Origin of the sequence: Rhodococcus sp. IEGM 1330, from assembly GCF_033142445.1 — a bacterium.
Taxonomy (GTDB): domain Bacteria; phylum Actinomycetota; class Actinomycetes; order Mycobacteriales; family Mycobacteriaceae; genus Rhodococcoides.
This window is the reverse complement of sequence record NZ_JAWLSB010000007.1, coordinates 179,183-191,888: the sequence shown is the minus strand read 5'-3', so window position 1 is coordinate 191,888 and position 12,706 is coordinate 179,183. Positions and strand designations below refer to the sequence as shown.

The window sequence follows — 12,706 nt, the reverse complement described above, 5'->3', positions numbered from 1 at the left end:
TCAGGACAAGGACGCAGCCGACTCACCGTCCCGGGGCCGGCAGGCACCGACTATGCACGAACTGGGCGGCACGGTCCCCGTCGCGATGGGGCACCATCGAGTCGCCGTCAATTCAACAATATTGATCAGAATCCGAGGTCTCGCTTGCGGCGTTCGCGCTCGAGTCGACGTTGCTCCTCCGCGCGCTCTCGGCACTGCCGAAGAAATTCTGCGTCGGCATCCGGGTTTTGCGCCGCCTGACGACCAGGGCGCGTCTCGTACTCCGGAAACGCAGAATTGCTCGCTCGCCGGTTGCCGCCGCCGGAACCTCCCCAGATTCCGCCACCGATCGGACGTCCCGCGAACAACCATGCCAACGAGCCGGCAAGCGGGAGAAACACCACCAACAGCAGCCACACGATCTTCGGGAGGAATCGCACTCCACCGTCGTCGGCCGTGATCACGTCGATCAGACAGAACACCCACAGCAACATCACCAGCAGACCGAGATACGGCATGTGATCCTCCATGTTCAAGACCGTTCGGTCTGATGTACCGAGCATCGTAGCGGGATTGTCGAGAATTCAACAGGTGGCACAGAACGGACAGGGCGATTCCCTGGCAGGAGAACAGTCAGTGACCTTGGGAGTAGATGAACAGCGACGACTGGCGTGCGTTCCTGGTGAGCAGGACGGTCACGGGGTCTGCAGTCCCCTGAGTAGGACGCGAGGTCGACCGCATCTCGGGTTCGCAGGTCAAGCCCAGTGCAGTCCAGTTGCTCGTCGATGCAGCGGCGCACGTGACCGGCTGCAGCGGCGGATAGGAAGGGTTTGCCGCCGATAGCGCCACGTCGTCGCCCCACTCGCTCGACGAGTCGAATCGCGCACTCCACGCGGGCTGGCCGACGAACTCCGAGTGGGTGAAGGCCTGAACGAACTCGAAGCCACTCGGCACGTCGAAAGCTATGTCTTGCAGACCGTTCGACACTTCTTCTCGGTCCGTGGACCTGCGCTCGCCAGGCTCGAACGAAGTGCACGACGCGGTGAAAATGGCGAGGAACACCAGCGTGGGAAGTGCCCTCCACGAAGTCTTCATGTTGTCATCGATCCCGAGTGAGAACAGAGTAAGCCTCGGGCGGTAGTTCTTGGAATGATCCCATTCCCGCGATGCGTCGACAACCGTCCAATTCGACTGTGATGCGGGCACTTCCGGAACCATCCGGGCGGCTCAAGTCGGCGTAGGCAAACCGCGTCGCCGGAGTCGAGCACGGCTGTGCGATGGGAGCGGCGGTGAGTTCGCCGACCAGTTCGATGCTGCTCGGCCGGTCGAGGGTGGCTGAACTTCCGGGAACCGTCCCGATCTCGACCGGTAGAGCGGACACGCTGTCGATGACCGGATACGTACAGATCTGGAGAAATCCGACGTCGTCCGAAGGCAGAATCAAGGTCGGAGGAAGCGAAGCGTTTCCACTGGTCTCAGCCTCGATTGCTTGGTCGACGTATTCGGCTGTGGTGTCGAAGAACTCGCCTGCAGCTGGTCCCGTGCACGTGGTGGCGTAGTCGTAGTCGTACCCCATGGGGTGCACGGTTCGGGAGAATTCTTCGAGTTCGCTCAGTACGCGCAGTGGTTCGTCCTGAAGTCGTCCGCAGAGAGCAACAGGCCAAGCCGGTCGAAACGCGCGACCAGACTCGTCGACGAACCACAGTCCGACGGGTGCTTCGCCCGGGTACGCGCAGCTGACCGTCACGTGCCCCGTATAGCGTTCCGAGGGAACTACGAACGCCTCCATTGCGGCGCGGACGTCCCCGCGGAGCCGTACCGAATCCAGTGTCAACACATTGTCGTCACTGAGTGCTCTTTCGCACCGCAGTACTTCCACTGGGTTGAAATACCGCGGGGGATATCCCGGTGTCGGAGCGTCTGCGGTGATTTCAGGGTCCGACGGCCCGTATCCGGTCAGCGCGCTGTAAATGTTCTCGGCCATGCAGTTCGGAGTGTGCGTCGTGCTCGCTGTGGGTGGTCGATACGACTCTGTCTCCAACCCTGAGAAAGGCAAGACGTAACTGCACGCCGTCAACAGTCCACACGAGCCAACAACCAGGGTTGCCCGAACGGATCTGCGCATGCCTCAGGCTACCCACTGTCTGTTCGATGATCGCTGGTTCATGCGGCACCGAAATCAGGTGCAGCTGACCGCGCTCAGCGCGGTCGCCTGCACCCGATTCGATCGCAGATTCGATCCGGCACGTATGCGGCCAACCGTCACCGCGTGTCTGCCGGCATGAACTGTCCGGCTGTCGAGCCGATGAGTGCGACGCCGAAACCATGCAGCGCTACCCACACACGTGGCAAACGAGGAACACTGACTCCTGGCGAACGAAGCCAACTCGCTGCCTTGCTGAAGCGAATGATGCTCGATATCCAGCAGTAGGAACCTCGCCGTATCCTTGGCCGCATGGGCGAATCACAGATCGACCTCCGAAGGCCCGCTCTGATTGTCGTCGATGTACAGGCGGGATTCGACGATGCCGAGTTCTGGGGTCCGCGGGACAACCCGTCGTGCGAAGGCAATATCGCTGCCCTCATTCGCTTGTGGCGGTCCAACTCATGGCCGGTGGTGTTCGTTCGACACGACTCCGACAACCCTCTGTCTCCGTTGTCGCCGAGTAGTTCCGGGCACGCGTTCAAAGATGTCATCGAAGGAAGCCCAGATCTGCTGATCAGCAAACGGGTCAATTCGAGCTTCTACGGCACGCCGGATCTCGATGCCTGGCTACGCGCCGAGGGCATCGACCAGGTCGTCATCTGCGGGATCACGACAAATCACTGCTGCGAGACGACAGCTCGCATGGCCGGAAACCTCGGATACGACACGTACTTCGTCATCGACGCCACACATACCTTCGATCGCGTCGGGCCCGATGGAACGACTGTGCCCGCCGCGACGTTGTCGGCAATGACTGCGACCAACCTGCACGGGGAATTCGCGACTGTCGTCACAACAGAAGACCTGCTCTCGAAGTGAAGAAGGCGCGCAATGGAAGTCACAGGCCGAATGTCTCCCGACGAGTTCTGGCGTGACATCGACCGGAGTGATGATCGAGTACGCCTCGGCGCGCAGGGAGTTCGGCTGTTCGGACTGAGGAAGTGGGACGGCGCGATCATGATCGGGGATTGGAAGTGGGTGGACGATCGACTGTCGTCCGCTGGTCTCGTGCACTCGATGAGGTGTCGCGCTCGAGAACGACGGACCTTTCGTTGCACACTCGACTCGATTCCTCATCGAGGCCAAGAGAATCGACTGAGCTGTTCGAGAAGTTCGTGGCACCTCGATCGTTCCACGATCACGAAAACAGCGAGGTTTCGGTTCTTGTGCGCGTCGTCGATTGCGTCGTCCGGGCTGTGAGCCGTCGTGCTCCGGTACCTTGTTGTCCGAGAATGTCATTGGGGTTCGAGTAGGGGCATGATGTCAGCGACAGGCATCCGCATCCGATGCAGTCGGAAAAGTTGTCTCGCAGCGCAGTCAGTTCTTCGATGCGTGCAGTGAGTTCGTCGCGCCACTGTCGAGATATTCGCGCCCAATCGCGCTTTCCCGGTATCGCCTGTTCCGGCAGTTGGTCGAGCGCATCCTTGATCTTCTCCAGGGACACCCCGAGACGTTGAGCTGTTCTGATGAAGGCGATAACCCGCAGCACGTCGCGCCGGTACTCCCGACGGTTTCCGCTTGTGCGTCGACTGGAAATCAATCCAACCTGTTCGTAGTAGTGCAGGGCGGATACAGCGACCCCGGCACGTTCTGCGACCTGGCCGGGCTTGAGCCATACCGCATCCGTATCCAGTTGTGTCATGACCTGGCCCTCCGGGTTCGCTCGTACGCCTTGACGTCAAGTGCACTTGATGAAGTGCACTGTACATCGCAGTCTTCGGCGAGGTCAGGAGAGACAATTGACGACAACGATCACGAATTGGGCGGACATACGGTGCCCATGGTGCTGGATTGGGCACCGACAATTGGTGCGGGCGCTCGGCCGTCTCGAAGCCGGCACGCGGGTCGAGTACAGGAGCTTTCTACTCGAACCCGCCGGTCCAACTCGCTCCGGCATGACCGTTCGGGAAGCGGCGCTGTCCTCGTGGGGCTTCGACGAGGCGCGATGGGCAGCTCACAGTAGAAAGATCGTGGCGGGCGGTACATCCGAATCGCTCATCATCAACATCGACACCGCGTTGGTAGTCGACTCGCGCAATGCGCACCGACTGCTGAAGCTGGTCGCGGATCGGCAGTTGAACACATTCGAGGCGTGGGATGCGTTGTATTCCAGGCACTTCGAATTCAACGACAACATCGCGGATTGGATTGTGCTCCGCTCGGTCGGTGAACAGGTGGGCCTGGCGGGCGGCGACATCACGACGCTCGTAGAGACCGACGAGTACTCGGCCGCTGTCGACGACGATATTCGCGACGCGGCCGCGCTCGGCATCAGCTCGATTCCGACTGTTCTTGCCGATTCGGTAAGAACAGCTGGTGACCCGAGTACCGGTGTCGATCGGATCGTAGATATCCCGGCGGTCGGTCGATGATCGACACGATGCGCGCCGTTGCGATCGACGAACACGGATCCGCATCGGTGCTGAAGACCAGAACGCTGGCCCGGCCGACTCCGAATCCTGGAGAGGTGCTGGTCAGGATTCGAGTAGCCGGTGTGCAACTGACCGACGCGGCAATTCGGGGAGGGTGGGTACCGCCGGGCGCGACCATCGAGTTTCCGCAGATTCTCGGCAACGAATTTTCGGGAATCGTCGAGGCGCTCGGTGCGGATGTCCACCAGTTCGCGGTCGGTGACGACGTTCTGGGATATCGAGTTCTCGGCTGTTACGCGGAGTACGTGAGTGTTCCGGCCAATCAGATCGTAGCCAAGCCCCCTAGCGTTTCCTGGCGCACGGCGGGGGCGCTGTCCGCATCGGGTCAGACGGCCCACACCGCCCTGGAACGGTTGGGTGCGCGGGCAGGTGAAACATTGCTGGTCCATGGGGCGGCGGGTGGGGTGGGTTCGATGGCTGTCCAGTTGGCGCTTCATCAAGGCCTGCGGGTGATTGGCACGGCAAGTCGAGACAACCACCCGTACCTAGAGCAGATGGGCGCTGTCGCAGTGACTTACGGTAGTGGTCAGGCCGAACGAATCATGGCAGCGGCTCCGGAAGGAGTCGATGTGGTGTTCGACGCGGCCGGACATGAGAACCTGCGCACCGCAGTCGCTCTGACGTACGACCGTTCCCGCATCGGAACGATCGTCGACATTGCACTGGCAAGAGAGCTGAATTGCCAGTGGATTTCGAGCGATCGATCGGCCGAGCGTCTGCGCGACCTCGTCGATCTGTGCGCTACCGGACAGTTGCGCGTCACAGTCAGGGCCGCGTACGTACTCGACGAGACCGGCGAGGCGCATCGTGACGTCGAGACCGGACACGGGCGCGGCAAGGTCGTGTTACTCGTCGATGAAGGAAGCTGATGACCGACAGGGTGGACCGTCCATCGAACCTGCTGTCGGGAGAACATCGGCCGCTGATTATCGGCCTGCTGGGAACGATGACGTTCATTGCTTTCGAGTCGTTCGCAATCACCACTGCTCTCCCCGTGATCGTCGATGACTTCGGTGCCGATCGCTGGTATTCGCTTGCGTATGCCTCGACACTGACCGCAGCTCTGGTGGGGATGACCATTGGGGGAAATTGGGCCGACCGACGCGGTGTCAGGGTCCCGATGGCAGTGGGCGGTACTGCCTTTCTCATCGGGATTGCGCTCTGTGCGGTGGCACCCACGATCGAGCTGTTCGTGGCAGGTCGACTACTGCAGGGATTCGGCGGCGGAATCAACTCTGTCGTCCTGTACGTCGTGATTGCACAGTGCATTCCAGCCGATCTGCATTCTCGAACCTTCGGGTTGCTGACGGCTGCGTGGCTCCTACCCGGAATTTCGGGACCGCTGGTCGCCGGTGTGCTCGTCGAATTCGTCGGTTGGCGAACGGTGTTCGCGCTGGCTTTGGTCGGATCCGGGGTGTCCTTGATAACGCTGCTTATCGCGGTCCGTGGTTCGGTCCAATTGCATAACGGCACAGCAGTATTCGGACGTCGGGGAATATGGACCATGGTTGCGGCAGCGGGCGTGCTCGGGCTGCACCTCGCCGGCCAGCAAGGAATTCCCATTCTTGTCCTGGGTAGTGTGTGCGCCGTTTCGCTGATCGGGCTGTCGGCAACACGCCTTCTCCCCCAGGGCACGTTCAGGATTCGACCGGGAATCCCTCGCTCGACCGCGCTGCGTGGATTGCTGGGTGCGACCGTTGCGGCAACGGACATCTATCTGCCTCTCTACCTCCAGCGCCAGCTCGGCTACAGTCCCAGTTCGTCCGGCCTGATCGTTGCCCTCGGAGCGATCGGATGGATTGCCGGAGCCTGGCTGCAGGGTAGAAGCTCCGGCGGCGGCGGTGGTTCCGCTCTGGTACCGAGAGCGGTAGTGCTGGTGTTCATCGGTCCAGTCGGCGCGTGGCTGTTCATCGCCGGAGCGATACCGGTACCTGTTCTGGTGGTCGCCCTCATTGTCATGGGAATCGGTATGGGGCTGGCGTACCCGCGAATCACCGCCACAGTTCTGGCGGAGTCGACGGAGGCCGAATACGGTGCCAACAGCTCCGGTTTGCAGATCTCGGAGTCGATGAACCAATCGATATTGATCGCGGTGTCAGGAGCCGTGTTGTCGCTCGCGGTCGCGGACGGGTTCCTGATCGCGTACACACTGATTGCCGGTGTCGGCGGTGCCGCCGTTCTCCTTGCGCGTCGACCCGACTCACACCTGAGACGGAGTCACTGCTGATGCGTCGTCGAATACTGCCCGAGCATGGGCAATTCGTTGCTGATTGTGTTCGGTCCATTCGACGAGAGCTTGGATGGTTCCCAGCAACGTTCGGCCCAGGTCCGAGAGTCGGTACTCGACGCGCGGAGGAATTTCGGGGTACATACGCCGATCGATCAACCCGTCGCGCTCGAGGTTGCGCAGAGTCACGGTCAACATGCGAGTGCTGATCCCGTCGATCTCTCGTCGGAGTTCGCCGAATCGAAATGTTTGCTCCTCCAACAATGCGATCACCAGAAGGGACCACTTATCGGCGACACGATCGAGAATCTGCCTGACGCCACAGTCCTCGCGGGCATCCCACTGGTACGCGTCACGGCCATCACGGCAACATCCGTCGGCCACCTGGTCACTTCCCTGCGGGGAACCGACTGACTCCAAAGTGCCTTCTTGTGTCATGCACTCATGATGACCCAGGCTGCAGTCGGTTACAAGAAGTAACCCACTGACGTTTTGTTACCGAGGAGAGTGTTGTGACCGAATCCGAATCAGCAATCGAAGGCGATGTGTCGCGGCTGCCGGGCCGTGCCTGGGTCGTTCTGAGCGTAGTGACCGGCGCATTGTTCCTCGAAGGGATCGACATCGCGATGCTGAACGTGGCAGTGCCCAGCATTGCTGCCGACATCGGCCTCGGCACCGGTTCGGCCCATTGGGTGATCAGCGCCTATGTGCTCGCCTACGCGGGATTCATGATTCTCGGTGGTCGCGCCGCCGACGTTCTCGGACGACGACGGGTGTTCTTGACGGCTCTCGCTGTGTTCGTGGCTTTCTCTGCCATCGGTGGGTTGGCACAAGAATCATGGGTGCTACTCCTGGTCCGGTTCATCACCGGCGCAACTGCCGGTTTCATGACACCCGCTGGATTCAGTCTCCTCACCACGACATTTCCGGAAGGAGCGCTGCGCAACAAGGCCCTTGCCATCTACGGAGCTATCGGGGCCTCCGGATTTCTCCTCGGAGTGTTCGGCGGAGGCTTGCTCACGTCACTGGACTGGAGGTTGGTCTTCTTCGCCCCGGCATTCCTGGGTCTCGGATTCCTCATCGCAGGAGGGCTTTTCATCGTGCGCGACGCAGAAGTCACCGAGGCTCGAGTTCGCGGCTCATTCGATTTTGCTGGAGGCGCGACGCTCACTGCAGCGATGGTCAGCCTGGTGTACGGGATTGTCTCCCTCGGAGAGAACTTGTCCAACGTACTGGGGCTGAGTGCGCTCGGCATAGCCGCTCTCCTCGGCTGCGCCTTCGTAGCCATCGAGAGGCGGGCGGACGATCCGTTGATCCCGGCAGGAGTGCTGACAACCGGACTGCTGCCGTGGGTAACGTCGGTGGGCTTGCTGTTCATCGGTGCCTTCTTTGCATGGCAATTCGTCCTGACGCTGTATCTCCAAGAATTGTTGGGTTGGACTCCGCTGCAGACAGGTACTGCATTTTCGGCGATGGGTATCGAGTTGGTCGTTGCACCGTTCCTGACGCCGAAGTTGGTCGCACGATTCGGCAACGTTGCAGTGATGCTTGCCGGACTCGGGGCGGTGGCACTCGGGTTCGTTCTGACCCTCCGGTTGGATGAGGGCTCGGGATTCCGCGACCTGCTGCCATCGCTGCTCCTGCTGGGCTTGGCATTCGCCTTCATCTACGGCCCGATGACCGCTGCTGCAGTGGAAGGTGTCAGCGACGACAAGCATGGATTGGCAGGTGGAATCGTGTACACCGGCTTCCAATTCGGTGCTGCCCTGGGGGTCTCGATTGTGACGGTTGTCCTCGTCGGCGGAAGTCTCGGCGTGCCGTCGGTCGAGGACTACCAGCGTGCATTGATCGTCCCTGCCGTGGCAGCAGGACTCGCCCTGGGCATCGGAATTCTGCTGTTCGTTCGTCAGCGGACCGATCATGTGCCATCCGCTCGATGACGTGAGGGCCCCGATGGGTGTCTAGTGCGCTGTGTCCCTTGTCGATGGCGAGCAGAATGGGAACGGCAACAGTGGGCAAGGAAAGCAGGACGAATGTGAACGAGGTGACAGTTCGACGGGCACGCATCGGAGACGTGGATGATCTCGTCGAGTTGCGGGCCGAGATGTTTCGATCGATGGGCAGTGTCGGCGAGGACGAACTGTGGCGCGCACATGCATTCGACTGGTTCGTCGACCGATTGAACAACGTCGCCTACGGCATTTTCGTCGTCGATCAGAGCGGTCGAGTGGCGGCATGTGCCATGGGTGCCGTTCGCGACGCGGCCCCCTCGCCTCTGTCACCGGACGGGCGGGATGTTCTGATCAGCAACGTGTGCACGGCACCCGACCTCCGAGGGAAGGGATTCGGTGGCAAAGCATTCGATGCGGTGATGGACTGGGCTCGTCAGACCGGGATTGCGCGGGTGGAGTTGATGGCGACGCCCTCCGGGCGTGGAATTTATGAGCGGAGCGGATTCACTGCCAACGCCTTTCCTGCCATGAGAGCGAGATTGTCGGCTGGCGGGCCCTCCGCATGATGCGGCTCCGCCGCAGTGGTGTGATTAGGTGCCCTGGGCGGCACTTTTCCGCACCACTGCCGAAGGCACTGGGCCGTCGTAGCGGGCGATCGGCCTGATGATCTTGCTGTCGTGCGACTGCTCGACGATGTTGGCGCACCACCCGACCATCCGACTGCACGCGAAAGTGGGCGTGAACATCGACCGAGGAATTCCGCAGAGCTCCATCACGACACCGGCGTAGTACTCCACATTCGCGTACAGCTTGCGGTCCGGCTTGAGATCGGCGAGCGCAGCGGTGATGACCTTCTCGACCTGCACAGCCTTGTCGATCAGGTCGCCGCCCAACTCCTGCGCAGTCTCGCGCAGCATCACCGATCGGGGATCATCGGTTCGGTACACTGGATGCCCGAATCCCATGATGCGATCTCCTGCAGCAATTTTCGCTCGCGCCCACGTATCCGCGGAATCGACGTCGGCAATTTGGTCCAGCCCGTCGAGGGCGCGATCCGGGGCACCTCCGTGCAGAGGTCCGGCGAAGGCACCGATCGCAGCGCACACTGCGGATGCGATGTCCGACCCCGTCGACGCCACGACTCGAGCAGTGAAGGTCGACGCGTTGAACCCGTGATCGATCGTGGCGGTGAGGTATCGGTCGATCGCTCGGGCATGGTCGGCGTCGGGCACCTGCCCGGTGATCATGAACAACCAGTTCTGAGCCGTAGTCAGATCATCGCGTGGATCGATGGGTTCCTTGCCGGCCCGAATCCTGTGTACGGCAGCCAGAATGGTCGGCGTCATCGCGCACAGACGCAGGGCGGTCGCACGCTTGTCCGATTCCGAAGACTCGTACAGCGGCACAGCACCTGCCATTCCCGACAACACCGTCCGCAACGCGAAGAGTGGTTGCTCGGGACCCGACAATGCCACTGTCTTCACGGCGGCTGCGACGTCATTCGGCAGCACCCGCAGCGGTGCCACCGTACGCAGGAACTCGGCGCGCTCGGAGTCGCTCGGCAACCGGCCCTCGACCATGAGGAACCACGCATCCTCGAAGGTCAGGTGTAGCGCGATGTCGATCGCCGAGTACTGACGGTAGTGATAGAAACCCTCGTCGCCTCGTACATCTCCGATCGATGTGGTGGTGACGACGACGTTGTGGAGCCCCCGTGGGGCGTCGAGAACGGTCATGGCTGCACTCCTTTGCGCTGGTCAGCCCCTACGATCCGCGCTAATGTTGATTCTTGTCAATGTTGATTGAATCAATGTGGAAGGCGGACATGACGCACGCCGACGGTCGGAACATGCTCACCACCGCCCAGGCCGCCGCACGGCTGGGTGTCAAGCCGGAAACGGTGTACGCCTACGTCAGCCGTGGTCTGTTGACCAGTACTCGACTACCTGGAGTGCGGGGGAGCGTGTTCGACGTAGACGAGGTGGAATCTCTCGCCGGACGCGATACCGCTCGACGCACGGATAATGGCGCGGTGGAACGAATTCGGACTCGGATCACGCTGATCGACGACGGGCATCTCTACTATCGGGGACGTGACGCGGTCGAGCTCAGCTCACGCAGTTTCGAGTCGGTCGCACATTTCGTGTGGACGGGTGAGCTGGTGGACGCAACGCATTTCGTCGCCGATCCCGTTGTGGTACAACGATGCCGAGATGCACTGGGGCTGATGGCGTCGAACTGCCGGTCCATCGATCGGATCCGTATCGCCGTCGACATCGCCTCCACCTACCGGCCGATGAGATTCGACACCGGGCCCACATCGGTCGTCCGCGAGGCAGGGCAGTTGCTGGTGACGGTCGCAGCAGCCCTCGGTGTCGGTTCCTCGGAGCTCCCGGTCGCCGAATCGGTCTGGGAGGCAATCAAGTCCGATGCGTCCGATCCGAACGGGCTGGTGGTGCTGCAGGCCGCGCTCGTCCTGATGGCCGATCACGGTCTGGCTGCCTCGACGCTCGGAGTTCGGGTTGCTGCGAGCACCCGAGCAAATCTGTACTCGATAGTCTCGGCGGGACTCGGCTGCATCGACGGCCCACTGCACGGCTCTGCCGCCGATCCCGTGCACCGGTTCCTGACAACGGCGATCGACGATCCGATAGATGCTCTCGCAACACATTTGAGGTCAGGAGAGCGGGTGCCCGGCTTCGGACACGTCGTCTACACCGACCGAGACCCGCGTGCCGAGGAACTACTGAGATTGCTTCGGGACCCCGCTCACGGTGCCGACCCTGTAGTGGTCGCTGCGGCGGACACAATAATCGAGGAAGTGAGTAGCAGATTCGATACCTTTCCGAACTCGGATTTCGCTCTCGCGACATTCACCCTCGCCTACGGGCTCAGGGCAGACACGCCGGAGATGCTGTTCGCCCTCGCACGCATCGTGGGTTGGACCGCGCACGCCCTCGAGGAATACGACGAAGCGCCCCTGCGCTTTCGGGTTTCCGGCATCTACACGGGAACTCGGCCGAGAACCTACTGAGGCGTCGGGCAATCCAGTAATGCGAACGCAGCATGAAGCTGTACATGCGCGGCGGTGATCTCGGCTGTGTTCCCGGCCAGGTGATGCAGTAAGGCGCGCTGAAAGATGCCGTCGAGAAGGATGTAGGCGGAGGCCTTGTCGAGTGCAGGCGTGGTGTCGCGAAGCTCGCAGTACCGGGCCACCACTCGCCAGATCATGTCCTCGCGACGCTCCTCGATCTCGAGCACATCGTTGCGGAACGAACCGTCGAACAGGGCCTGATTGCGCAGGTCGTACCAGAGCCGGTGAATTCCGGCGTCCGCCGCCAGAGTAGCGAAATACTTTGCCTCGAAGTCCGCGTACAAGCCGGTGGCGTCCACCGCGTTGGCCACCACCTCGTCGTAACGAGTGACGCAGATGGCCTCGTACTGGCGAACGGCGTGCGTGATCAGGTCGAGTTTGTCGGTGAAGTAGTAGTGCAGAACGCCGTGAGAGTACTCGGAATTCTGTGCGATCTCCCGCAGTGACGTGCGCGCATAACCCAATTCGGCCAGCGTGTGCAGTGTCGCCTCGGCCAGCTCGGTCCGCTTGGACTCGAACTTGTTGCGGGCTCGCTGTTCGATACGCGCGCGCGGATCAGCGGTCTGGGTCATGGTCCGAGTCCTTTCCGCGCGTGATCGTCACCTCAGTGTATGCCCGACGGCCGATCGAGGAACTTCGGCGTCCGGTAAATCCTGGGCAGTTGTCAAGAAAAAGCTTGACGTCTGTACAAATTCTACCTTAGTGTGATGCGCAGCACACGTCAGAAGGGCGGATGTTCCCCACGTCCCCTCCGGTGCCCGAAGTCTCAACCCATCTCGGTCCGCCGTGCGGACGGGCCGATCACGAGAGGACCTT

The 12,706-nt window shown here is 61.5% G+C and carries 14 protein-coding genes; 7 read left to right on the top strand and 7 right to left on the bottom strand.

The features are described 5' to 3' along the window. Positions 1–125: 125 nt before the first annotated feature. From R4P57_RS17835 to R4P57_RS17825, 3 genes are all read right to left on the bottom strand, one after another. A complete protein-coding gene (locus tag R4P57_RS17835; RefSeq protein ID WP_094613338.1) occupies positions 126–497 on the bottom strand; it encodes a PLD nuclease N-terminal domain-containing protein in 372 nt (123 codons plus the stop codon). A 115-nt stretch (positions 498–612) separates the two neighbouring features. Then, positions 613–1,074, bottom strand: a complete 462-nt coding sequence (locus R4P57_RS17830) for a hypothetical protein (protein ID WP_317804137.1) — start codon at positions 1,072–1,074, stop codon at positions 613–615. Positions 1,075–1,078: 4 nt separating this feature from the next. Continuing rightward, positions 1,079–1,963 (bottom strand): hypothetical protein, encoded by an 885-nt coding sequence (locus R4P57_RS17825; protein ID WP_317804136.1) that lies wholly within the window; start codon positions 1,961–1,963, stop codon positions 1,079–1,081. Between the two features lie 471 nt (positions 1,964–2,434). Between R4P57_RS17825 and R4P57_RS17820 the strand changes: the two genes are divergently transcribed. Continuing rightward, positions 2,435–3,004 carry a cysteine hydrolase family protein gene (locus R4P57_RS17820; RefSeq protein ID WP_317804135.1) on the top strand — a complete coding sequence of 190 codons (570 nt, stop codon included), beginning with the start codon at positions 2,435–2,437 and terminating at the stop codon, positions 3,002–3,004. 319 nt (positions 3,005–3,323) lie between these two features. On the opposite strand, the gene soxR is transcribed toward R4P57_RS17820, so the two are convergent. Continuing rightward, the gene (gene soxR, locus R4P57_RS17815; RefSeq protein ID WP_317804134.1) at positions 3,324–3,827 is read right to left on the bottom strand and encodes a redox-sensitive transcriptional activator SoxR; all 504 of its coding nucleotides are present in this window, start codon (positions 3,825–3,827) and stop codon (positions 3,324–3,326) included. Between the two features lie 49 nt (positions 3,828–3,876). Between soxR and R4P57_RS17810 the strand changes: the two genes are divergently transcribed. The 3 genes from R4P57_RS17810 to R4P57_RS17800 are packed head-to-tail and all read left to right on the top strand — an operon-like array spanning position 3,877 to position 6,844. After that, on the top strand, positions 3,877–4,557 hold the full coding sequence (locus R4P57_RS17810; RefSeq protein WP_317804133.1) for a DsbA family protein: 681 nt from the start codon (positions 3,877–3,879) through the stop codon (positions 4,555–4,557). Continuing rightward, entirely contained in the window at positions 4,554–5,486 is a 933-nt protein-coding gene (locus tag R4P57_RS17805) for an NADP-dependent oxidoreductase (protein ID WP_317804132.1), read from the top strand. Before R4P57_RS17810 ends, R4P57_RS17805 begins: the two co-directional genes overlap by 4 nt. Further along, positions 5,486–6,844, top strand: a complete 1,359-nt coding sequence (locus R4P57_RS17800; RefSeq protein ID WP_317804131.1) for an MFS transporter — start codon at positions 5,486–5,488, stop codon at positions 6,842–6,844. The genes R4P57_RS17805 and R4P57_RS17800 overlap by 1 nt, the downstream gene beginning before the upstream one ends. Here R4P57_RS17800 and R4P57_RS17795 read toward each other — a convergent pair. Continuing rightward, entirely contained in the window at positions 6,818–7,228 is a 411-nt protein-coding gene (locus R4P57_RS17795) for a helix-turn-helix domain-containing protein (RefSeq protein ID WP_317804130.1), read from the bottom strand. The two genes, R4P57_RS17800 and R4P57_RS17795, sit on opposite strands and share 27 nt — an antisense overlap. 128 nt (positions 7,229–7,356) lie before the next feature. Here R4P57_RS17795 and R4P57_RS17790 point away from each other — a divergent pair, with 128 nt between their 5' ends. Both R4P57_RS17790 and R4P57_RS17785 read left to right on the top strand, forming a co-directional pair. Then, a complete protein-coding gene (locus tag R4P57_RS17790; RefSeq protein ID WP_317804129.1) occupies positions 7,357–8,784 on the top strand; it encodes an MFS transporter in 1,428 nt (475 codons plus the stop codon). A gap of 95 nt (positions 8,785–8,879) precedes the next feature. Beyond that, positions 8,880–9,362, top strand: coding sequence for a GNAT family N-acetyltransferase (locus tag R4P57_RS17785; RefSeq protein ID WP_317804128.1), 483 nt, complete (start codon positions 8,880–8,882; stop codon positions 9,360–9,362). 24 nt (positions 9,363–9,386) lie between these two features. On the opposite strand, the gene R4P57_RS17780 is transcribed toward R4P57_RS17785, so the two are convergent. Then, positions 9,387–10,532 (bottom strand): citrate/2-methylcitrate synthase, encoded by a 1,146-nt coding sequence (locus R4P57_RS17780; RefSeq protein ID WP_317804127.1) that lies wholly within the window; start codon positions 10,530–10,532, stop codon positions 9,387–9,389. 89 nt (positions 10,533–10,621) lie between these two features. On the opposite strand from R4P57_RS17780, the gene R4P57_RS17775 reads away from it, so the two are divergent. Beyond that, positions 10,622–11,830, top strand: a complete 1,209-nt coding sequence (locus tag R4P57_RS17775; RefSeq protein WP_317804126.1) for a citrate synthase — start codon at positions 10,622–10,624, stop codon at positions 11,828–11,830. On the opposite strand, the gene R4P57_RS17770 is transcribed toward R4P57_RS17775, so the two are convergent. Continuing rightward, on the bottom strand, positions 11,824–12,462 hold the full coding sequence (locus R4P57_RS17770) for a TetR/AcrR family transcriptional regulator (protein WP_317804125.1): 639 nt from the start codon (positions 12,460–12,462) through the stop codon (positions 11,824–11,826). The genes R4P57_RS17775 and R4P57_RS17770 overlap by 7 nt on opposite strands. Positions 12,463–12,706 lie beyond the last annotated feature (244 nt).